We start from the raw sequence: 21728 nt of genomic DNA, 5'->3' as shown, positions 1-21728 counted from the left end.
ACTTAGACACTGTACCTACGTTAACCAATTTGTCTTTATAATGATGAAACCCATCCTTTTTGCCCTTTGGATTTTTGGAAGCCTTACCTTGTTAAATGCACAGCAACAAACCGACAGTATAGCGCCGCTATATCAGAAACAAAATGAGGTAAAACTCAATGGAATCCTATTACTTTTAGGATCTGCAGAAGCGAGCTATGAGCGTAATCTCAATGACGAATCTTCTGTTGGTATTTCTTTCCTTGTCCCTTACGACAAGGAATTTATGCAGCCCTCTATTAATTATTACGTCGCTCCGTATTACAGGGTTTTCTTTGGTAAAAAATATGCGGCTGGCTTTTTTGTAGAAGGTTTCGCCATGCTAAATTCTAGTGAAAGAGAGAAAGAGATCACCCCCAACGATGGTTATTTTTATACCGAAGAAAAAACAGTTACCGATCTTGCTGTTGGTATTGGTTTAGGTGGTAAGTGGGTAACGAAAAGCGGATTTGTATTTGAACTTATAAACGGAATTGGACGCAATCTTTTTAATACAGATTATGACGACCCTAATATTGTTGGCAAATTTGGTTTCAATTTAGGCTACCGATTTTAAGCTGAAAAACCTATAACGAAAAACGCCCAAACTAAAAGCTTGGGCGTTTTTTATATTTAAGACTCTACATGAATTTTAGTTCATTTTCATCAGCCAATGCTTTACATCAACCTCAGCTTTTATAATGTCTTTTAAATCTTCAATTTTCACACGTCTTTGTTCCATCGTATCTCTATGACGAATCGTTACCGAATTATCTTCTAAAGTATCGTGATCTACGGTAATACAAAATGGTGTTCCGTTAGCATCTTGTCTTCTGTAACGTCTTCCAACGGCATCTTTTTCATCATAAGTGACGTTAAAATCCCACTTTAAGTCTTCAACAATCTTCTTAGCAACCTCTGGTAAACCATCCTTTTTAACCAATGGTAAAATAGCGGCTTTTGTTGGTGCTAAAACTGCTGGTAATTTTAAAACCGTTCTTGTGGTATTGTTCTCTAATTCTTCTTCAACTAAAGCATTTGAGAATACGGCTAAGAACATACGGTCTAAACCAATAGAGGTTTCTAAAACGTATGGCGTGTAGCTTTCTTTATCTTCATGGTCAAAATACTGTAATTTTTTACCCGAAAATTCTTCGTGTTGCTTTAAATCGAAATCAGTACGTGAGTGAATTCCTTCTAATTCTTTAAATCCAAATGGGAATTTAAATTCAATATCAGTAGCCGCATCAGCGTAGTGTGCTAATTTCTCATGATCGTGGAAACGGTAATTATCTTCTCCTAGACCAAGTGATTTATGCCATTTTAATCGGGTTTCTTTCCAATAGTCAAACCATTCTTTTTGAGTGCCTGGCTTAATAAAAAATTGCATCTCCATTTGTTCAAACTCACGCATTCTAAAAATAAACTGTCGTGCAACAATTTCATTTCTAAAAGCTTTTCCGGTTTGTGCAATCCCAAAAGGAATCTTCATACGTCCGGTTTTCTGAACGTTTAAGAAATTCACAAAAATACCCTGTGCCGTTTCTGGTCTTAAATATAAGTCCATTGCAGATTCTGCAGACGCTCCTAATTTAGTCCCAAACATAAGGTTAAACTGCTTCACGTCGGTCCAGTTCTTACTTCCTGCTACAGGACAAGCAATACCCAACTCTTCAATTAAAGCCTTAACATCAGCTAAATCTTCTTTTTCTAAAGATTGCCCTAAACGTTTTAAGATGGTATCAATTTTTTCTTGGTACCCAAGCACACGGCCATTTGTAGAAAGAAATTCTTCCTTATTAAAGGCTTCACCAAAACGCTTTTCAGCTTTTTTAACTTCCTTTTCAATTTTAGCTTCAATTTTAGCACAATAATCTTCTACTAAAACATCCGCTCTATAACGCTTTTTAGAATCCTTATTATCAATTAAAGGATCACTAAATGCATCAACGTGACCAGAGGCTTTCCACGTGGTAGGATGCATAAATATTGCGGCATCAATACCCACAATATTATCGTGCATTTGTACCATGGCTTTCCACCAATAGTCTCTTATATTCTTCTTTAATTCTACTCCATTCTGAGCATAATCGTATACTGCGCTAAGTCCATCGTAGATTTCACTACTCTGAAACACGTAACCATACTCCTTTGCGTGAGAGATTACTTTTTTAAATTGATCTTCGTTTGCCATAATACTGCAAAAATAGAAAACCGCTCTGATTAACAGAACGGTTTTTTAAAATTTATAAGGTTAATTCTACACTTTAATTATTTTAATTTAAGACTGGTACTGCCAAGCTTTGTATTTTCATGAAAAACATGAACAAAATAGTAGCCTTCTAACAAAGGATTATCTTTATTATCAGCGATAATTGGGGTGCAAATCTCTAAGTTTTCATTTTTATAATTCACCACCTTTTTCTGACTGTAAATTAAAGACGAATCACCAAAAACAACCTCGCCAGCGTTAGACACTACATTACCACTTGGATTTACAATCTGAATATAGATATCTTTATTCCCGCGTTCTGCCAAAGCATTTTCATTAAGTGTAATGCACACATCAATGGCATTAACACGTTTTGCTTTATCTGTTATGCGTTTTTTTCCTGATTTTAATTTATAAGACTCCGCTTTAATATGACTCGCCTTTAAGACTGATGCCGTGTTTAACGACTCATTTAATACGCTATTGGTTTCTTCTAAATCACTAATGGTAGAAGAGTTCTTTTTTATCGTATTTAAGGCGTAACGCTTATCTTCTTGTAATTGTTTATTAACAAGGTTTAGAGAGTCTATGGTTGCTAAAAGGGTTTTGCTTTTTAGCTTTAATACGGCAAGCTGTGCTTTGTACTTGGTTACTATAGATAAATTGCCTTCTAGTATTCTTAGGGAATCTAAAGCTGTTCTTGTTTCCTCTTGGGCTTTTTTAAGCTGTAAGGACATAAGATCATAATCTTTATTAAGCGCATCATAACTCGATAAAAGTTCTGTTAATTCCGTTTCTATTAAAACCTTTTCTTGCTCTAAAAACGTTTCGTAAGATTCAACAGACTTATACTTATCAATACTATAAGCTCCTAAAACAGTTAATACAATCAATAAAGAACTAACAATTAATCTATAATTTAATAGCTGAGGGTTAACTATCATTATAATAAATTTATTAATTTGAGTCGAAATTAAACGTTATCATAGAGTTATCTTATTTTAATCGATTAAATGATGAAAAACTTGTTAAACTTGTTTTTTCCAAGAGTTTGCGAAGCTTGCAACCTTGTATTAAGCGACAATGAAGTCGTTTTGTGCACCGCATGCCGCCATCATTTACCGATTACAAATTTTCATTTTGACGCTCCTGAAGCTGTTAAAAAAACACTTTATGGCCGCGTAAAATTAGAAAGCGCCACCGCCCTTTTACACTTCTCAAAAAAAGGACCGGTGCAGCAACTACTCCACAATTTAAAATATCGAGGGCATGAAGATATTGGTCCTTTTTTTGGCCAATGGTTGGGAGCCGAACTGGCTTCTATAGACGCCTATAAACAGATTGATGTTGTGGTACCCGTGCCGTTGTATAAAGCAAAGCTTAGAAAACGAGGCTACAATCAGGTCGCTAAATTTAGTCAAGAAATTGCAGCAGCCTTAAATGCCGAGTATAATGATAGCGTACTAATTAAAGTTAAATCTGCGAAAACTCAGGTTTTTAAAGCTAGGATTAAACGTTGGAAAGACGATGGATCGCTTTTTGCCATCGCTGAAAATACATCACTACGCGGCAAGCACATTTTACTCGTAGACGATATTATTACCACAGGCGCCACCATAGAATCTTGTGCTATTGTTTTATCTGAAATTGCTAACATTAAGTTAAGTCTTGCCACCTTAGCAATTGCAGATTGATTTTTTCGTTACTTTAATTTATAGTTGTTTCTTTGTATTAAATTTATTTTAAAATAGATGCATTTATCTCCTTTACGAATATTAGGTTTCCTATTTATGGCATTAACCCTTGCGAGTTGTGCTAACCGTGGAACACCAACTGGTGGCGAAAAAGATATTTTACCCCCAAAAATAACCGCTTCTCATCCAGAAAATTTTTCAACTAATTTTAAGGGTGATGAGATTACGATTCAGTTTAATGAGTATGTGCAAATAAAGAACCTTCAGAAACAACTTATTGTTTCTCCACCTATGGATAACGCTCCGGTGGTGACTCCTGCTAGTGGTGCTAGCAAAACCATTACTATTAAAATAAAGGACACCTTAGATCCTAATACCACTTACGCCTTTAATTTTGGTGAAAGCATCGTGGATTATAACGAAGGAAACCCTTATCCGTATTATCGCTATGTGTTTTCAACAGGAAATACCATCGATTCACTATCTGTAAAAGGTTATGTTGAAGATGCCCTAAAACAAGAGCCTGAGACCTTTATTTCCGTTATGCTGTATGAAGTTGACTCTACCTATAACGACTCTATCGTTTATAAAGAAAAACCACGCTATATCACCAATACTTTAGATAGTCTTACGTCTTTCAGTATTGATAATATTAAAGCTGGAACCTATAAGTTGATTGCTTTAAAAGATGAAAATTCAAACTACCTCTTTAATCAGAAAACCGATAAAATAGGATTTAAAGAAGACTATATCACCGTTCCTAGTGATTCTACTTACGGCATAAAGTTATTTAAAGAAGCGGTAAATAATAAAGCCATTAAGCCTACTCAAGATGCTGCAAGCCGAATCATTTTTCCTTATGAAGGGGATTACGAAGCCATCCGCATTAAGGTTTTAGGAGAAACACCTGAAGGCTATAAAACCAGAATTATTAAAGATAAAGAAACAGATACTTTATACTATTGGTACCAACCACAATTTGAAGTTGACTCGACCTTTTTTATAGTAAATAGCGGTACAAAAATAGACACCTTTAAGCATCGTTTTAGAGACTTAAAACAAGATTCTTTAAACATTAAAGCCCTAGTGCAGGGTCCTGTTAATTTTCAAGACGATTTAACTATTGAAGCCAACACGCCTTTATCTAAAATAGATTCCACAAAAATTAGTGTAATTAATAGAGATTCTATACCAGTCGCTTACAAAGTGGTTTACGATTCCATCTATAATAACTATCGTTTCCCTATTGAAAAAGAAGAAAATGAAATTTATAGCTTTACGCTACTTCCAGGAACGTTTACCGATTTTTATAACGAAACCAATAAGGATACTATAAATTATACCATTAAAACAAAATCGATCTCAGATTATGGTAATATTAGAGTGAACCTAAGAAACGCAAAACTGCCAATGATAGTGCAGTTAATAAACAACAATGGTGATGTTTTATACGAACGTTATGCTAAAGAAAAACCTATTGTAGATTTTAGAAATCTTACGCCACGAACCTATAAACTTAGAGCTATTTTCGATAGCAATGCCAATGGGAAATACGATACCGGAAATTACTTGTTGGGGATCCAACCTGAGCGTGTGAGTTATCCTAAGGAGAAATTAGATGACGTCCGTGCCAATTTTGATTTTGTTATTGAGTTTGAACTTTTAGACTAAAGGCATCCGCATCATTCAAGAAGTTTAATTTGTCGCGGTATTTTTTAATGGCCGCTTTCTCTAAAGTAACCACCTCAATAGTTTCGGTATCTTCAGGGATCTGATCTAAGCGCTTCCCTAAAACATCATAAGCCACGGAATGTCCGGAGTGCTCATAATTGTTACCGTCTAACCCTACTCTATTAACGCCAATACAGTAGGCCATATTTTCTATGGCTCTAGCTTGTAGTAAAGCATCCCAAGCCGCAACTCTAACCTTAGGCCAATTGGCCACATAGATGAGAAGGTCATAGTCCTCAACGTTTCTAGCCCAAACCGGAAATCTTAAATCATAACAAACCAATGGGCAAATTTTCCAACCTTTATAGTTGAAAATTACTTTTTCAGTCCCTGCTGTATAAACTTTATCTTCACCAGCTAAGGTAAAGGTATGGCGCTTATCATAGCAAGTAACAGCTCCCGAAGGTTCAACGCAAACCATGCGGTTATAGAAATTACCGTTTTCTGTAATAACGAGACTTCCTAGCATTACTGCATTTTTCTCCTTCGCTTTTTCTTTTAACCAACTTAACGTTTCGCCTTCCATCGTTTCTGCTACCAAACTAGGGTTCATAGTAAACCCAGAGGTAAACATTTCGGGTAAAACAAAAAGATCAACACCCGAATTGACGGTGTTGATCTTTTCATTTAATAGACGTCGGTTTTCCTTTGGGTTTTCCCAAACTAAAGCAGTTTGTATTAACGCAACATTTAAAACCTTAGACATGCTTATATTTTTTGTTTTGCCTTTTCCACTTTATCGGTAAGTTTCTCTAACTTATCAATCCATTTATTTTCATCTACAGGAGACAATTTACCTTTTCTTTTTAACTTATTATATTTTTTCTGTGCCTTATCGAGCTTCTCTTCCGCTTTATCCAAATTAGCAAGAAGTTTCTCCTCCTTCTTTAAGGCCTTTTCAGCTTTCTTTTGCGCTTTCTCTGCTTTTTTCTGTGCTTTCTCCGACGCTTTCTTTTCTTTTTCTAGCTTTTTAGCCGCCTTTTCTTTCTCTTTTAAAGCTTTGGCTTCGGCTTTCTCTAGTTGAGCGGCCGCTTTTTCAGAAGCTTCAGCATCAGCCTTAGCTTTTAACTCCGCTTCTTTAACTTTAGCCGCTTCTAATTTAGCAGCTGCAGCAGCCTTGGCATTTTCAGCCACAACAGACGCTTCCTTAAAGATAATAGCTTTTTCTTCTACACTTAAAGTTTCTGTAACATCCTTACCTTCTAAAAATATTTTTTCATTTTTAACCGTATAGACTTTACCTTCTTTAGTGACCTCTTGTGCATTTAAACACATGACGAATACTAGGCTTAAACACGTTAATATATATCTCATCTTTTTTTTATTGATTTAAATTATTTAATTTTTCTTTTGTTGATTTTACATCTTCACTTAAGGCTTCTAATTTCGCCTCCCATTTTGTTGTTTTTTTAGGAGACAGCTTGCCTTTTTCTTTCAATTTCTCAAAGCGTTCTTTTTTATTCTGAAAACGTTTTTTAGCTTTTAAAAAGGCGTCTCTTGCTTTTTCTTGTTCCTTAGCCTTCTGCTCTATCGCCTCTTGTTCTGCCTCTAAAGCTTCACGTTTTGCTAAAGCTTGCGCTTCAACTTTTTTCAATTCTTTCTCCCGCGTTTTTATTTCCTTTAAGCGTTTTTTAACGGCTTCCTCATCAGCTTTATAAGACTTTAAGGTCGACTTAATTTCTGCGGTTTCCTCCTCAGATAAAGACGCCGTAACATCTTTTCCATCTTGCATTATCGTTGTTCCCTTTACGTCATAAACAGCTCCGTTCGCCATAATTACGCGTTCACTACCACAAGATAGCACGAAACCCAACGAAAGACAAATCCACCACTTTTCTAATTTCATCATTACTTATATTTAAAGGTTCTTTAAATAAGACACACGCCGCTTAAGAAAGTCACGGCCTTACCAAAGCTTTAACATTAAATGCTTTTTAAAATTTCCGCAGCCTTCAATAGCGTGTCGTCTGTTTTAGCGAAACAAAACCGCAAGACTTGGTCGTCTTGCTGATTGAGATTAAAAACCGAAAGCGGAATCGATGCGATTTTAAAGACCTTAGTAAGGTGTTTTGCAAACTCAACATCATTCTGATCGGTAATAGCACTGTAATCTAAAACTTGAAAATAAGTGCCTTGTGCCGGCTGAAATTGAAAGCGCGATTCTGAAATTAAATTTAAAAATAAATCTCGTTTACGCTGAAAAAAAGTAGGTAAACTGAGGTATGTATTTTCATCTTGCATATAATCGGCTATGCCTTTTTGAGTCGGGTGATGTACGGAAAACACATTGTATTGATGTACTTTTCTAAATTCAGCCATTAAATAATCGGGAGCACAGCAATAGCCAACCTTCCACCCTGTATTATGAAAGGTTTTACCAAAAGAAGCGGTTATAAAACTGCGCTGTTTTAAATCTTGAAATAAACAAACACTCTGATGTTGCGCATCATCAAAAACAATATGCTCATAAACCTCATCACTTAACACTATAATGTCCGTATTTGCTGTTAATTTTTGAAGTTGAATCATATCAGATTCAGACCAAATTGTACCGCTAGGATTATGTGGCGTATTGATGATAATCATCTTTGTCTTATCGCTTATTTTAGAAGCCACGGTCTCCCAATTCACCTTATAATTTGGTGCTGTAAGTTGCACTGGGACCACGGTACCTCCTTGTACTTTTACGGCAGGTTCGTAACAATCATAGGCTGGTTTAAACACCACAACCTCATCGCCACTTTTTATAAATGCTGAAATCACTGTAAAAATAGCCTGTGTGGCCCCAGCAGTCACAGTAATTTCTTTTTCAGGATGATAATGTTGTTTGTACAGCACTTCGTATTTATGAGCAATTGCTAAACGCAAGTCTAAATTTCCCGCCATTGGCGCATATTGATTGTAGCCATTATTCATCGCCGCCGAAACCAAATCGATTAACCTTTGAGCGCTAGGGTAATTAGGAAACCCTTGCGATAAATTTAGGGCCTGATAGTCCTTTGCCAAAGCACTCATTGTCGTAAATATCGTGGTTTCGGTATGGGGTAATTTAGAGGTGAAATTCATAAAAAAAATAGACTTTAAAACTGAAAAGATTAAAGATATAAAACAAGCTTTTCTATCTTTACAAAAACTAAAAAAATATTGAATATGCGATTTTTAAAAATTCTTTTCTTTTTCGTTGTTTTTCAGGTCTCAGCCCAACAAGGCGGGATGTGGATTCCTTCTTTATTAGAAGGTATGAATGAAGATGAAATGCAAAGTTTGGGCAGTAAATTAACGGCTCAAGATATATATGATGTTAATAACTCTAGCCTTAAAGATGCCATCGGACATTTTAATGGTGGCTGTACGAGTGAAGTGATTTCTGACCAAGGATTAGTCCTTACCAATCACCACTGTGGTTTTAGTCAAATTCAATCACACTCGTCTTTAGAAAACGATTATTTGAAAGATGGTTTTTGGGCGATGAATTTAGAGGACGAATTACCAAACGAAGGCCTGTTTATAGAGTTTATTGTAAGTATTCACGATGTCTCAGACAAAGTTTTAAAGGGCATTACAGCGGATATGACGGAAAAAGAGAAACAATCTCAAATTTCTAAAAACAGTAATGCGCTCCTTGAAACATGGCCAAAGGAATCTTGGCAAGATGTAAAAACCAAAGCGTTTTACAAAGGGAATCAATATTTCCTGTTTGTAACCGAGCGTTTTGAAGATATCCGTTTAGTAGGCGCACCGCCTACAAGCATTGGTAAATTTGGTAGTGATACCGATAACTGGGTTTTTCCAAGACATACTGGGGATTTTTCTATGTTTCGTATTTATGCCGATGCCAATAACCGTCCGGCAAAATACAGTAAAGACAACAAACCTTACCAACCTAAACATTACCTTCCAATTTCATTAGACGGAATTGAAGAAGGTGATTTTACTATGGTTTTTGGATTTCCTGGAACCACCAATGAGTATTTACCTGCCGTTGCCATTGAGCATATTACTAAAGCGTATAACCCGACTAATATTGCTATTAGAGAAGCAGCATTAAAAGTCATTGATCAAAAAATGAAAGAAAGTGATGCCGTACGTATTAAGTATGCCTCTAAACAAGCCCGCATTGCAAACGCTTGGAAAAAATGGATAGGTGAAAACTTAGGAATCAGTAAAACGAATGCCGTTGAAAAACGTAGAGCGTTTGAAGCCACCTTCTCAAAAGCGCTAAAAGAAAAGAATCTTGAAGCTAAATACGGCCATATTCTTCCTGAATTTGACAAATTATACAAGGATTTTGCTCCTATTAATATAAAACGAAGAAACTTTATTGAAGTCTTTTTAACGACCAATGAATTAATGCAAATGACGTTTAGAGCTTACCAAATTGAGCAAGCTTTAAAGGATAACCCTGCAATCTTAGACAGAGCAAAAGCAAGTTTAACCGGAACCTTAAAAGGCATCCACAAAAACTACGATGTTGGTGTAGACAAGGGCGTTTACCTTAATGTTATGCCCTTATACGGAAAGCCTGTTGATGCGAGTATCTATGATAAAACGGCTTTTACTGATTTAGATGCCGCCTTAAAATTATTAGAAGGTGATGCAGAGACAGTCATTAAAAACCTGAATGAAGATGCGGCTTATGCCTATGCTAAACCTATAATTTCAGAATTCTATGACACTATAAATGTAGCGTACGAAGCTAAAAACGGACCTATTAACGCCTTACAAACCGAATATATGACGGCTTTAATGGAGGCTTTACCTAACGAACGTTATTTCCCAGATGCCAATAGTACGCTCCGTGTAACTTACGGACAAGTACGAGGGTATTCTCCAAGAGATGCTGTGTATTACAATCCGGTGAGTTATTTAGATGGCGTTATGGAAAAATACGTTCCTGGTGATTATGAATTTGATGTGCCTCAAAAACTTATTGACCTCTATGAGGCTAAGGACTACGGCCAATATGCCGATAGCAACGGAAAAGTACCGGTTTGTTTCTTAGGAACCAACCATACAACAGGTGGAAACTCGGGAAGTCCTGCTATTGATGCTGAAGGCAACCTAGTAGGTCTTAACTTTGACCGTGTTTGGGAAGGGACTATGAGCGATATGAACTACGACCCTGAAATCTGCCGAAACATTATGGTCGATTTACGTTACGTGCTTTTCATTGTAGATAAGTATGCTGGAGCTACGCACCTTATTGACGAAATGACTTTAGTACATCCTAAAAAAGAGGAGACGAAATCTAAGAAAAAGAAGAAAAAAAATAAACGCAAGAAGCGTAGTTAGATTTTGGTTATAGCTAGCTCATAGAGCCCTGTTAGTTACTAAATTTAAAATATTAGACCTCATCGTTTTTGAACTTTGAGGTCTTTTTTTATAAATGAGCTTCTCGATACGATTGCTTTATTTTTTTCTTAAATGCTTCTCGATACGATTTGCTCGTTCCTTACAAATCACTCGAAGTGACGGTATTGGTTTATAATAAATATGACCTTTCAATTGAAATAGATTCGTCTGTTCGAGTGAAATTGTTCTTTCTGCGATTTTGTATCGAGAACTCAATAAAACGATTGCTCTATTTTTCACTTACAGGCTTCTCGATACAATTTGCTCGTACCTCACAAATCACTCGAAGTGACGGTATTGGATTTTAATAAGTATAACCTTTCAATTGAAGTAGTTTCGTCAGTTCGAGTGAAATTGCTTTTTCTGCAATTTTGTATCGAGAACTCAATAAAACGATTGCTTTAATTTTTACTAATGAAGCTTCTCTGTACGATTTGCTCGTACCTCACAAATCACTCGAAGTGACGTTGTAGGCTTATAATATAAATACCATTTCATTTGAAGTAGAGGCGTCAGTTCGAGTGAAATCGCTCTTTCTGCGATTTTGTATCGAGAACTCATTAAAAGGATTGCTTTACTTTTTACTTATAAAGCTTCTCGATACAATTTGCGCGTACCTCACAAATCACTCGAAGTGACGGTATTGGATTATAATATGTATAACCTTTCAATTGAAGTAATTTCGTCAGTTCGAGTGAAATTGCTCTTTCTGCAATTTTGTATCGAGAACTCAATAAAACGATTGCTTTATTTCTTTCTTAAATGCTTCTCGATACAATTTGCTCGTACCTCACAAATCACTCGAAGTGACGGTATTGGATTATAATATGTATAACCTTTCAATTGAAGTAGTTTCGTCAGTTCGAGTGAAATTGCTCTTTCTGCAATTTTGTATCGAGAACCATTTAAAACGATTGCTTTAATTTTTACTTATGTGCTTCTCAATACGATTTGCTCGTACCTCACAAATCACTCGAAGTGACGGTAGTGTTTGGTATTAAACCACAAAATTAGGCACAAAAAAAAATCCCAAACCTAAGCTTGGGATTTTCTAATATGCTATTTCTGCTTTCGCAGGAATTCATTAATATCTGTAATGTTCTGGCTTGTATGGTCCGTCTACAGTTACACCGATATATTCAGCTTGGTCAGATTTAAGCTCAGTAAGCTCAACACCAATTTTTTCTAAGTGTAACTTCGCCACTTTTTCATCTAAATGTTTCGGCAACATATAAACGTCATTTTCATATTTATCACTGTTATTCCACAGCTCAATTTGTGCTAATGTTTGGTTTGTAAATGAATTACTCATTACAAAACTAGGGTGACCTGTAGCACAACCTAAGTTTACTAAACGCCCTTCAGCTAAAAGAACGATATCTTTTCCGTTAATGTTATAACGGTCTACTTGTGGCTTAATAGTATCTTTAGTATGACCATAGTTTTCGTTTAACCAACCAACTTGGATTTCGTTATCAAAGTGACCAATATTACAAACGATTACTTTATCTTTCATCGCCTCAAAATGCTCAGCACGAACGATATCTTTATTTCCTGTCGTTGTAATTACAATATCAGAATTTCCAACAACGGTTTCTAATTTTTTAACTTCAAAACCATCCATTGCAGCTTGTAAAGCACAAATAGGGTCAATTTCAGTAACGGTTACAATAGAACCTGCTCCTTTAAAAGAAGCCGCTGTACCTTTACCAACATCTCCATAACCACAAACAGTTACACGTTTTCCAGCTAACATAATATCCGTAGCTCTACGAATCGCATCTACAGCAGATTCTTTACAACCGTATTTATTATCAAATTTAGATTTTGTAACCGAATCGTTTACATTAATCGCTGGCATAGTTAACGTCCCATTTTTTACACGCTCGTATAAACGGTGAACTCCTGTCGTAGTTTCTTCAGAAAGTCCTTTAATACCTGCTGATAACTCAGGGTATTTATCTAAAACCATATTGGTTAAATCACCACCATCATCTAAAATCATGTTTAATGGTTTTCTATCTTCACCAAAGAAAAGTGTTTGCTCAATACACCAATCAAACTCTTCTTCTGTCATGTCTTTCCAAGCGTAAACCGCAGTTCCTGCAGCAGCAATTGCAGCAGCAGCCTGATCTTGAGTTGAAAAAATGTTACAAGAACTCCAAGTAACCTCAGCTCCTAAAGCTTGTAATGTTTCAATTAACACTGCCGTTTGAATGGTCATGTGTAAACATCCGGCAATACGCGCACCTTTCAAAGGTTGTTCATCCTTATACTCTTCGCGCAGACTCATTAAACCTGGCATTTCTGCTTCAGCCAAATTAATTTCTTTTCTTCCCCAAGCCGCAAGCGACAAGTCCTTTACCTTGTTTGGTACGTAAGTTACTGGTTTTGTACTCATATTCTTTTCCACTTTGTTTTTTAAAATTTAAACTTGCCTTTGGGTTTAGGGCTTAAATAGCTAAATTCGCTTTCTCGCAACCCCTAAATTTACCTTAGGCGATGCAAAGATAATCAATAACATCCACAATCCTAAATGCCACTATTCAAAACCATTAGTGTAAATTCACAAACTACTGTTAAAATCTGGAAAATTGAAGAATCTTATGAGGCTCTTCTTCAACCTTTAACCTTAAAACCAGAGAGTTTAAATCGGGTTTTAGGCATGAAAAGTGAACTACACCAACGTGGTTTTTTAAGCGTGAGACATCTGTTACGCGAGTTTGGCTATACGGACCAAGATTTGTATTACGATACCAATGGAAAACCACATTTAAAGGATGGAAAACATATTTCTATTACCCATTCCTTTACCTTTTCGGGCGTGATTATTAGTGATAAAGAAGTCGGAATTGATATTGAAAAGCAACGCGATAAAATTGCAGTGATCGCTCATAAATTTGTAGACTTTGAATTTAACTACATTCAACCCACCGACGATGACTATATCAACAGACTAACCGTTATATGGGGCATCAAGGAATCTTTATATAAATTGTTTGCCACGCCGGGCATGTTGTTTAAAACCCATTTTTTGGTCATACCGTTTATGCTTAAAGATGGCAACACCATTGCGTGGATAGATTACAACCATAAAAAGTACAGGTACCAAACGGCTTTTTTAGAATTTGAAGGCTTTACCTGCGCTTACGTTGTCCCTTAAAACGTATCGCATTTTAAAAGTTTAAAAAGTTAATTGACCTTTAATGTTCCATCATCGGAATCCATGACACAGCACAACCACATACTTAACAGCATACAGCAAAATGCAAGAAATTTAGCGGTTTTAATAGACCCTGATAAAATGACTGTGGACGCTGTGGCTGCATTTATAACACAGGTAAATCAATCTTATGCCACCCATATTTTTGTGGGAGGCAGCGAAGTGAGTGAGGGCTTAACTGAAATTCTTGTTTTAGAAATAAAAAAACATACCAATTTACCGGTTATATTATTTCCAGGCGATGTTATTCAGATCACGGATAAAGCCGATGGCATCTTATTTTTATCCTTAATATCGGGGCGTAATCCCGATTATTTAATAGGAAAACAAGTTGAGGCTGTTTCCAAATTGGTAAAGACCAATTTAGAAGTAATTCCTACAGGCTATATTCTTGTTGAAAATGGAAAAGAAACCGCCGTTCAACGGGTTAGTGAAACCAATCCGATTCCACGCCATGCGCTTCAAACAATAATAGACACCGCTGTTGCAGGAGCATTATTGGGGATGAAATTAATTTATTTAGAAGCCGGAAGTGGAGCTTTGAACGCCATAGACCCGCATATTATTTCACAAGTAAAAGCTCAAATCAATATACCCCTAATTGTAGGCGGTGGCCTAAGAAGTAAAGCCGAAATTGAAGCTGCTTATAAGGCTGGTGCAGATGTAGTGGTTATTGGTACTGCTTTTGAAAATGATCAGTCCTTTTTTAACGCCTTAAAATCATAACCCATATATTAATTTAAATTTACCGCAGACCGCGGCCTAAGTCATGAAAATATCTATAGAATTACAGTTATCGCCACTCAAAGACGACTACGAGCCCCACATTATTGATTTTATAAAACATCTGAGAGCTTCAGAATTTACCGTTTTAGAGAATCCTTTAAGCACGCAAATTTTTGGAGACTTTGATACTTTAATGCCCTTTCTTACTCAAGAAATTAAACGCTCTTTTGAAGATATCGATATTGCTGTTCTTCAAATGAAAATCGTTAAAACAGACCGAAGCGACTATGAACCCCATTTTTGATTTTTTCCTAGAACCCTATCGTTCGGCTTCTACTTTAAATATTGCATTAGAAATCATTGCGGTTTGCTTTGGAATTGCTAGCGTTTATTATGCCCAAAAAGAAAACATTTTAGTGTTTCCTACAGGCATTATAAACACCATTATTTTTGTCTATTTGTGTTATAAATTTTCACTTTATGGCGACTTAACCATCAACGTGTATTATACCATAATGAGTATTTATGGTTGGTATAGATGGCAATATTCTAATACCGATCAGCACTTAACTATAAGCACATCAAATTACAGAGATTGGATAAAAGCGGGACTCATATTTAGCACGACCATAGGTTTTGTAATAAGTGTTTACCTTTACTTTAACCGTTTTGACAGAGTTACGGATTATATAGACACCATTACCACAGGAATTTTCTTTTCTGCCATGTGGTTAATGGCGAACAAAAAGATTGAACATTGGATTCTATGGATAATCGCCAACCTCATCTCTATACCTTTATATTTTGTAAAAGGCTTAGGGTTTACAGGACTTCAATTTATTATATTTTTAATTCTAGCCATTCAAGGCTATAGCGCATGGAAGAAAAGCTTAAACAAGACCCATCCAACTGTATAAAAGTTGTTTTATTCGGACCTGAATCTACAGGAAAAACAACCCTATCACGGCAGCTGGCAGAACATTATAATACCGTTTGGGTGGCTGAGTATGCCCGCGACTATTTACAAGACAAATGGAATAAAGAGGCTAAAATTTGCGAACCTAAAGATATTTTACCCATTGCTATTGGGCAAATGAAATTAGAGAATGAGTTAAGCAAAAAAGCAAATTCTGTTTTAATTTGTGATACAGATTTATTGGAGACTAAGGTGTATAGTGAAGCCTATTATCGAGGGACTTGCGACCCGATTTTAGATAAATTCGCTAAAAAAAATTCTTATGATTTGTATTTTTTAACCTATATTGACATTCCTTGGGAAGCTGATGACTTACGAGACAAACCCGATGAAAGGGAACGTATGTTTGAAGCTTTTGAATCTGCATTAATCAACCACAACAAACCGTATGTTTTATTAAAAGGAAATAAAAAAGAACGGTTTGATTTAGCGGTGCAGCATATTGATCAATTAATAAACAACAAATGAGTTTTACAGATAAAGACCTTAAACAAATTCAGGATAATGATTTAACCTTAGAAAAGGTAGCCAAACAAATTGAAATTTTTGAACATGGCATCCCTTTTACAAACGTTTCTCAAGCCGCCACTATTAATAACGGAATTATGCCACTGAGTGAATCTCATATGGCCGATTACCTATCTATTTTTGAGCGTGAAAGAAGTAATACTTCATTATTAAAATTTGTTCCTGCGTCTGGAGCAGCAACCAGGATGTTTAAGTTTCTGTTTCAATTTATTAATGATTATGATGCTAAAGAGCAGACTTTAAATGCATATATTAACAAAAACAACTTAAGAGATTTATCGCTGTTTATGGTTGGTTTAGAAAAATTTCCTTTCTACAACCAAGTGGCTAATTTACTTAAAGCCAAAGGGATTGATTTAGAAAATCTACCCAACCAAGAGAAGGTATGGCATTTTGCAAAAACAATGCTCGATAAAGACCAACTCAACTTTGGAAATCAGCCAAAAGGCTTATTACCATTTCATAAATACAAGAACGATAAGATCACGACGGCTTTTGAAGAACACCTTTACGAAGCGGCCTTATATGCCACAAGTAACAACAGGGCGCGACTTCATTTTACCATTTCAGACATTCACGAGTTTAAATTTAACGAAGAATTTAACCGTATAAAAGATCGTATTGAAAAGGAAAAAGACGTCCGTTTCGAGATTTCTTTTTCCTACCAACAACACGCTACAGACACCATTGCGGTAACCTTAGATAACACGCCTTTTAGAGAAGAGGATGGTAGCCTGTTATTTAGACCATCAGGGCATGGCGCTCTTATAAAAAACCTCAATCTTATTGATGCCGATGTTATTTTTGTAAAAAACATAGATAATGTGGTAGTGAGTAATTACAAAGATGAATTGGCTCAGTTTAAAAAGGCTTTAGCCGGAATTCTCTTAAAGTTACAATCTAAAACCTTTAAATACTTAGAGCTTTTAGATGCTGAAGATGTTGCTGAAGGTGATCTGGTGGCTATTGAAAATTTTGTAACTCATAAACTAAGTATTAAAATTTCTGAAGAATATTTTAAGTATAAAGATTGCTATAAGATTGACTATCTCCGCAATAAACTGAATCGTCCTATCCGTGTGTGCGGTATGGTAAGAAATGAAGGCGAACCAGGAGGAGGACCATTCTGGGTGAAGGATGAAAAATCTAACCAATCGCTTCAAATCGTCGAGTCGGCACAAATTAATTTAAACGATCAAAAGCAAGAAGACATTCTAAAAAACGCCACGCATTTTAATCCGGTTGATTTGGTTTGTGGAATTAAGGATTATAAGGGCGAAAAATTTGACTTAGAAGACTTCGTAGATCATAACGCCGCTTTTATCACTCAGAAAACTAAAAACGGAAAAGCCTTAAAAGCCCTTGAATTACCTGGACTTTGGAATGGAAGTATGGCCCATTGGAATACTATTTTTGTTGAAGTGCCTATCAGTACGTTTAATCCTGTAAAAACAGTGAACGATTTATTAAAATCGCCGCATCAAATTAAAGCGTAGTGAATATTGAACGTTTAAAATCTGAATTAAACTACAAATACGTACGAAGTTCAGGAAGTGGAGGTCAACATGTAAACAAGGTATCTTCTAAAGCCGAATTATATTTTGACCTTTTCAATTCCGCAGTATTTCAGCCTGATGAAAAAGAAAAACTTTCTGAATTCTTTCAAAATCGATTAACAAAAGAAGGCATCTTAATTTTAGCTAGTGATGAAAGTAGAAGCCAGTTTAGAAACAAGGCTTTAGTGACGCAACGCTTTTTAGAATTAATACAAGAAGGCCTAAAGGAAGACAATATTCGCATTCCTACGCGAGTACCTAGAAGCGTTAAAAAGAAACGTTTAAAGAATAAGCGTTTTAATGCTGAAAAGAAAGCCAACCGTAAGCCTCCAAAAATTGATTAATTCCAGAATCTAAAAACGAAATAGTCAAGGTTATATTCAACTGAATTTTCACTTGTCCCTACCCCACTTCAAACTAAAAAAATCAACTTTCCTTAGCCCTTATTCTAAAATCCGTTATATATTTGCGCCGTTCTCAATAAAGGGGTGCCAATAAGTGGCTGAGATCATACCCATTGAACCTAGAACAGGTAATGCTGTTTAGGAAGCGAGCTCTAAAAAAATGTTTTTTTGAACATTTTAAAAGTGCAGAAAAAGGCTTTCAACGTTTATTTTTTAGATCTGAAATTTAGTTAGCAAATTCATGCTATTATAGATTCAAAATAAGAAATAACAAGAACCTTTAACACACTAAAATAAAAGCTCTCAATAATCAATTTTAAACTAGAATAATGACCTCTTTTTATTCGATTATATCGATTAATCGTATGAAAATTTTATTCAACACACACGCTAAAAAAAATCGGCAGCGTCTACTACTTTCAATGGCTTTTTTAGGCCTTGGTTCAATTTACGCACAAGAAAAAACACAAGATTCAACTAAAATTGAAAAGCTTGATGAAGTCTTAGTAAAAGCTGTACGAGTGGATGCTAAATCACCAATAACTCATAGTAACGTTAGTAAAGAAGACTTGGCCAAACGTAATTTAGGACAAGATATTCCGGTTTTACTAAACTTTCTACCTTCAGTAGTGACCACTACAGATGCCGGAGCTGGCGTTGGTTATACGGGGATAAGAGTTAGAGGAATCAGTTCGCAATCTACCAACGTAACCATTAACGGAATTCCGTATAATGATGCCGAATCATTAGGTACATTTTGGGTTAATCTAGGGGATATTGCTTCGTCTACAGAAAGTTTACAATTGCAACGTGGTGTAGGAACATCTACCAATGGTTCTGGGGCATTTGGGGCGAGTATTAACGTCTTAACTGATGCCATTTCTAAAACCTCTTCCGGAGAAATTTCAAATTCATTTGGAAGCTACAATACCAGAAAACATACCGTAAAATTTAGTACGGGCTTAATGAACGACCATATTGAAATTGCAGGGCGTTTATCTAATATTGTCTCGGATGGTTATATAGACCGTGCGTCTTCAGATTTAAAATCCTACTTCTTGCAAGGATCCTATGTGGATGATAATACCTTAATAAAAGCTATCGCTTTTGGTGGACAAGAAGTAACTTACCAAGCATGGAACGGACTTGAAGATTTATATACCCTAAGAAACGACCGAACGTATAACACTGCTGGGGAATACGAGGACAACAATGGAGATATTCAGTTTTACGACAATGAAGTGGATAATTACAGTCAAGATCATTACCAATTGCACTGGAATCAACGCTACAACAACTTATGGTCAACCACTATTGGTTTAAACTACACCAAAGGAAGTGGCTATTTTGAACAGTACAAAGCAGACGAAGATTTTAGCGATTACGGTTTAGTACCTTTAGATTTTAATGGCGAAATTGTAGATGAAACCGACCTTATTAGAAGACGTTGGCTAGACAATGATTTTTACGTTATTAATGCCAATGCCAATTACAAGACCGACGACATTAACTTTATTTTTGGTGGATCTTTTAGCCATTACGATGGGGACCACTTTGGAGAAATCATCTGGGCAGAATACGCTAGCCAAACTGAAATAAGAGACCGTTACTACGACGGCAACAGTTTAAAGAATGACCTTTCACTTTTTACCAAAGCCAACTATAAGCTTAACGAAAGCATAAGCCTTTACGGAGATTTACAGGTAAGAAACATCACCTATAAAACTACAGGAACAACTTCTGATTTGGTAGAATTTGCAATCGATAAAGATTTTACATTCTTTAACCCAAAAGCAGGAATCACTTATGAGTTAAACCAAGATAACGACCTGTATTTCTCTTATGCTAGAGCGAATAGAGAACCAAACCGTACAGATTTTGAAAGCAACGAAAACATCGAAGCCGAGCAATTAAACGATTTCGAATTGGGTTGGAGACATAAAAAAAATAACTTTAGCTTCAATGCTAACGTTTATTATATGGCTTATAACGAGCAGTTGGTGTTATCTGGACAATTGGATGATGTGGGTAACCCTATTAGAACCAACAGTGGAAAAAGTTACCGTTTAGGTTTAGAGTTAGAAGCGATTATACCGGTCATACCAATATTAACCTTACAACCTAACCTTACTTTAAGTACTAATAAAAATAAAGAAACCATCATTCCGTTTGATGGCGAATTGCAAAACTTAGGAGAAACAGATATTTCATTTTCACCTAGTATAGTAGCTGCGAATGCTATTGTTGTTCAACCTATAAAGAACTTCCAAATTGCCGTATTAAGTAAGTTTGTTGGCGAACAATATATGAGCAATACCGAAGCAAGATCGTCTAAGTTAGACAGCTATTTTATTAACGACCTTAACTTTAACTACAGCATTAAAACCAATACTATTTTTAAAGAAATTGTACTTTCTGGTTTAGTAAATAATGTATTTAATGAAAAGTATATCTCTAATGGCTATTACTATACCTATGACGATACATGGTCAGAGGCTAATGTAACAACCACCATAGAAGGTGCCGGTTTTTACCCACAAGCGACAAGAAACTTCTTAGTGGGGGCAACCTTAAAATTTTAATTAATTACTAATTAAATACGTATTATTCCCAAGGGCTTCTACCCTGTATGGCTTTAACGTACAGGGTAAGTCATTGTCGCCAACAGCAGTTCCTGTAATAAGGTTATAAGAATTGCCATCACCACAACTACACGTCGCATTAATACCATCTATCTCTAAAGTAGAGCAAGCCGTAAGTCCATGAATAGGATCGGCACCATCCCAAGCCAATAGCGTATTGGTGTTGGCTCTTACTAAAATAATACCATCATTTCCGTAGTTAGAAACCCTAACCGTATTGATAGGAAACAACAACTGATTATACTGCGGTAGGTTAAGATTAACACTAAGATTAACGCCAACATCTAATAAGTAGTTGCAATTATATTGAGCGTCATCAGCACTACATCCAAACAGTATTACACTGATACAGATAAAAAATAATTTCTTCACAATTTTCATTTTTAGGGTATTAAAAAATTGACTTTAAAGCTTTTAAAATAACGCTTAAAAAACCGAAGGCTTCATGCCCCTTATCCTAGTTGTTTTAAGTTTTTAAATTAATAGGCTCCCTTTTTTAACATCAATTTCCGTGGGGCAATTTACTATTAATTCAACAATACTATAAATATTTCCTATATTTGCATTATAATCTCGTCAGCGCGAGATTTTTTTTATGCTAACATATAATTATAATATAACCAACCTCTAAGAAGTTTTATGCTTCTCCTTTTATTTTTGAGCCTG

At 35.8% G+C, this 21728-nt stretch carries 20 protein-coding genes; 12 read left to right on the top strand and 8 right to left on the bottom strand.

Annotation, left to right across the window (positions count from 1 at the left end; genetic code table 11):
• Positions 1 to 40 precede the first annotated feature (40 nt).
• Positions 41 to 595, top strand: a complete 555-nt coding sequence (locus ACFQ13_RS15230; RefSeq protein ID WP_386118836.1) for a DUF3575 domain-containing protein — start codon at positions 41 to 43, stop codon at positions 593 to 595.
• A gap of 75 nt (positions 596 to 670) precedes the next feature.
• Here ACFQ13_RS15230 and ACFQ13_RS15225 read toward each other — a convergent pair whose 3' ends face one another.
• Together ACFQ13_RS15225 and ACFQ13_RS15220 are read right to left on the bottom strand one after the other, a co-directional pair.
• A complete protein-coding gene (locus ACFQ13_RS15225; RefSeq protein ID WP_386118834.1) occupies positions 671 to 2212 on the bottom strand; it encodes a glycine--tRNA ligase in 1542 nt (513 codons plus the stop codon).
• A 77-nt stretch (positions 2213 to 2289) separates the two neighbouring features.
• A complete protein-coding gene (locus tag ACFQ13_RS15220) occupies positions 2290 to 3174 on the bottom strand; it encodes a hypothetical protein (RefSeq protein WP_386118831.1) in 885 nt (294 codons plus the stop codon).
• Between the two features lie 69 nt (positions 3175 to 3243).
• On the opposite strand from ACFQ13_RS15220, the gene ACFQ13_RS15215 reads away from it, so the two are divergent.
• Entirely contained in the window at positions 3244 to 3924 is a 681-nt protein-coding gene (locus tag ACFQ13_RS15215) for a ComF family protein (protein ID WP_386118829.1), read from the top strand.
• 96 nt (positions 3925 to 4020) lie between these two features.
• Positions 4021 to 5595 (top strand): Ig-like domain-containing protein, encoded by a 1575-nt coding sequence (locus ACFQ13_RS15210; RefSeq protein ID WP_386118827.1) that lies wholly within the window; start codon positions 4021 to 4023, stop codon positions 5593 to 5595.
• Here ACFQ13_RS15210 and ACFQ13_RS15205 read toward each other — a convergent pair.
• From ACFQ13_RS15205 to ACFQ13_RS15190, 4 genes are all read right to left on the bottom strand, one after another.
• Positions 5570 to 6361: an amidohydrolase gene (locus tag ACFQ13_RS15205; protein ID WP_386118825.1), complete on the bottom strand. Its 792-nt coding sequence runs from the start codon at positions 6359 to 6361 to the stop codon at positions 5570 to 5572. The genes ACFQ13_RS15210 and ACFQ13_RS15205 overlap by 26 nt on opposite strands.
• 2 nt (positions 6362 to 6363) lie before the next feature.
• A complete protein-coding gene (locus tag ACFQ13_RS15200; RefSeq protein ID WP_386118823.1) occupies positions 6364 to 6969 on the bottom strand; it encodes a hypothetical protein in 606 nt (201 codons plus the stop codon).
• Positions 6970 to 6976: 7 nt separating this feature from the next.
• On the bottom strand, positions 6977 to 7504 hold the full coding sequence (locus ACFQ13_RS15195; protein WP_386118821.1) for a hypothetical protein: 528 nt from the start codon (positions 7502 to 7504) through the stop codon (positions 6977 to 6979).
• Between the two features lie 74 nt (positions 7505 to 7578).
• Positions 7579 to 8721, bottom strand: a complete 1143-nt coding sequence (locus ACFQ13_RS15190) for a methionine aminotransferase (RefSeq protein WP_386118819.1) — start codon at positions 8719 to 8721, stop codon at positions 7579 to 7581.
• An 84-nt stretch (positions 8722 to 8805) separates the two neighbouring features.
• On the opposite strand from ACFQ13_RS15190, the gene ACFQ13_RS15185 reads away from it, so the two are divergent.
• Positions 8806 to 10947, top strand: coding sequence for a S46 family peptidase (locus ACFQ13_RS15185; protein WP_386118816.1), 2142 nt, complete (start codon positions 8806 to 8808; stop codon positions 10945 to 10947).
• Between the two features lie 1144 nt (positions 10948 to 12091).
• Here ACFQ13_RS15185 and ahcY read toward each other — a convergent pair.
• A complete protein-coding gene (gene ahcY, locus ACFQ13_RS15180) occupies positions 12092 to 13408 on the bottom strand; it encodes an adenosylhomocysteinase (RefSeq protein WP_114308349.1) in 1317 nt (438 codons plus the stop codon).
• 135 nt (positions 13409 to 13543) lie between these two features.
• Between ahcY and ACFQ13_RS15175 the strand changes: the two genes are divergently transcribed.
• The 8 genes from ACFQ13_RS15175 (at position 13544) to ACFQ13_RS15140 (ending at position 21002) form a co-directional block, all read left to right on the top strand.
• Complete coding sequence (locus ACFQ13_RS15175; RefSeq protein WP_386118813.1) at positions 13544 to 14170, top strand: 4'-phosphopantetheinyl transferase family protein; 627 nt, start codon at positions 13544 to 13546, stop codon at positions 14168 to 14170.
• A gap of 63 nt (positions 14171 to 14233) precedes the next feature.
• Positions 14234 to 14956: a geranylgeranylglyceryl/heptaprenylglyceryl phosphate synthase gene (locus ACFQ13_RS15170; RefSeq protein ID WP_386119475.1), complete on the top strand. Its 723-nt coding sequence runs from the start codon at positions 14234 to 14236 to the stop codon at positions 14954 to 14956.
• Between the two features lie 43 nt (positions 14957 to 14999).
• Complete coding sequence (locus ACFQ13_RS15165) at positions 15000 to 15260, top strand: hypothetical protein (protein WP_114308346.1); 261 nt, start codon at positions 15000 to 15002, stop codon at positions 15258 to 15260.
• On the top strand, positions 15244 to 15873 hold the full coding sequence (gene pnuC / locus ACFQ13_RS15160; protein WP_386118811.1) for a nicotinamide riboside transporter PnuC: 630 nt from the start codon (positions 15244 to 15246) through the stop codon (positions 15871 to 15873). Before ACFQ13_RS15165 ends, pnuC begins: the two co-directional genes overlap by 17 nt.
• On the top strand, positions 15834 to 16400 hold the full coding sequence (locus ACFQ13_RS15155) for an AAA family ATPase (protein WP_386118810.1): 567 nt from the start codon (positions 15834 to 15836) through the stop codon (positions 16398 to 16400). The genes pnuC and ACFQ13_RS15155 overlap by 40 nt, the downstream gene beginning before the upstream one ends.
• Positions 16397 to 17956, top strand: a complete 1560-nt coding sequence (locus ACFQ13_RS15150) for a DUF4301 family protein (protein WP_386118808.1) — start codon at positions 16397 to 16399, stop codon at positions 17954 to 17956. Before ACFQ13_RS15155 ends, ACFQ13_RS15150 begins: the two co-directional genes overlap by 4 nt.
• Complete coding sequence (arfB, locus tag ACFQ13_RS15145) at positions 17956 to 18360, top strand: alternative ribosome rescue aminoacyl-tRNA hydrolase ArfB (protein ID WP_114308342.1); 405 nt, start codon at positions 17956 to 17958, stop codon at positions 18358 to 18360. Before ACFQ13_RS15150 ends, arfB begins: the two co-directional genes overlap by 1 nt.
• Before the next feature lie 425 nt (positions 18361 to 18785).
• Positions 18786 to 21002, top strand: a complete 2217-nt coding sequence (locus ACFQ13_RS15140) for a TonB-dependent receptor (protein WP_386118805.1) — start codon at positions 18786 to 18788, stop codon at positions 21000 to 21002.
• Here the strand turns inward: ACFQ13_RS15140 and ACFQ13_RS15135 are convergent, their stop codons facing one another.
• Positions 21003 to 21434, bottom strand: a complete 432-nt coding sequence (locus ACFQ13_RS15135; protein ID WP_386118804.1) for a hypothetical protein — start codon at positions 21432 to 21434, stop codon at positions 21003 to 21005. It abuts the gene before it with no gap.
• Between the last annotated feature and the right edge of the window lie 294 nt (positions 21435 to 21728).

It is taken from the genome of Winogradskyella rapida, assembly GCF_042675845.1.
Taxonomy (GTDB): Bacteria; Bacteroidota; Bacteroidia; order Flavobacteriales; family Flavobacteriaceae; genus Winogradskyella; species Winogradskyella rapida.
The sequence above is the reverse complement of the archived record's forward strand: the minus strand, read 5'-3'. Positions and strand labels throughout refer to the sequence as shown.

Excerpts from the sequence above, each read along its gene's own strand:
- ACFQ13_RS15230 (WP_386118836.1), top strand. The coding sequence starts at position 41 with ATGATGAAACCCATCCTTTTTGCCCTTTGGATTTTTGGAAGCCTTACC.
- ACFQ13_RS15225 (WP_386118834.1), bottom strand. The coding sequence starts at position 2,212 with ATGGCAAACGAAGATCAATTTAAAAAAGTAATCTCTCACGCAAAGGAG.
- ACFQ13_RS15220 (WP_386118831.1), bottom strand. The coding sequence starts at position 3,174 with ATGATAGTTAACCCTCAGCTATTAAATTATAGATTAATTGTTAGTTCT.
- ACFQ13_RS15215 (WP_386118829.1), top strand. The coding sequence starts at position 3,244 with ATGATGAAAAACTTGTTAAACTTGTTTTTTCCAAGAGTTTGCGAAGCT.
- ACFQ13_RS15210 (WP_386118827.1), top strand. The coding sequence starts at position 4,021 with ATGGCATTAACCCTTGCGAGTTGTGCTAACCGTGGAACACCAACTGGT.
- ACFQ13_RS15205 (WP_386118825.1), bottom strand. The coding sequence starts at position 6,361 with ATGTCTAAGGTTTTAAATGTTGCGTTAATACAAACTGCTTTAGTTTGG.
- ACFQ13_RS15200 (WP_386118823.1), bottom strand. The coding sequence starts at position 6,969 with ATGAGATATATATTAACGTGTTTAAGCCTAGTATTCGTCATGTGTTTA.
- ACFQ13_RS15195 (WP_386118821.1), bottom strand. The coding sequence starts at position 7,504 with ATGATGAAATTAGAAAAGTGGTGGATTTGTCTTTCGTTGGGTTTCGTG.
- ACFQ13_RS15190 (WP_386118819.1), bottom strand. The coding sequence starts at position 8,721 with ATGAATTTCACCTCTAAATTACCCCATACCGAAACCACGATATTTACG.
- ACFQ13_RS15185 (WP_386118816.1), top strand. The coding sequence starts at position 8,806 with ATGCGATTTTTAAAAATTCTTTTCTTTTTCGTTGTTTTTCAGGTCTCA.
- ahcY (WP_114308349.1), bottom strand. The coding sequence starts at position 13,408 with ATGAGTACAAAACCAGTAACTTACGTACCAAACAAGGTAAAGGACTTG.
- ACFQ13_RS15175 (WP_386118813.1), top strand. The coding sequence starts at position 13,544 with ATGCCACTATTCAAAACCATTAGTGTAAATTCACAAACTACTGTTAAA.
- ACFQ13_RS15170 (WP_386119475.1), top strand. The coding sequence starts at position 14,234 with ATGACACAGCACAACCACATACTTAACAGCATACAGCAAAATGCAAGA.
- ACFQ13_RS15165 (WP_114308346.1), top strand. The coding sequence starts at position 15,000 with ATGAAAATATCTATAGAATTACAGTTATCGCCACTCAAAGACGACTAC.
- pnuC (WP_386118811.1), top strand. The coding sequence starts at position 15,244 with ATGAACCCCATTTTTGATTTTTTCCTAGAACCCTATCGTTCGGCTTCT.
- ACFQ13_RS15155 (WP_386118810.1), top strand. The coding sequence starts at position 15,834 with ATGGAAGAAAAGCTTAAACAAGACCCATCCAACTGTATAAAAGTTGTT.
- ACFQ13_RS15150 (WP_386118808.1), top strand. The coding sequence starts at position 16,397 with ATGAGTTTTACAGATAAAGACCTTAAACAAATTCAGGATAATGATTTA.
- ACFQ13_RS15140 (WP_386118805.1), top strand. The coding sequence starts at position 18,786 with ATGAAAATTTTATTCAACACACACGCTAAAAAAAATCGGCAGCGTCTA.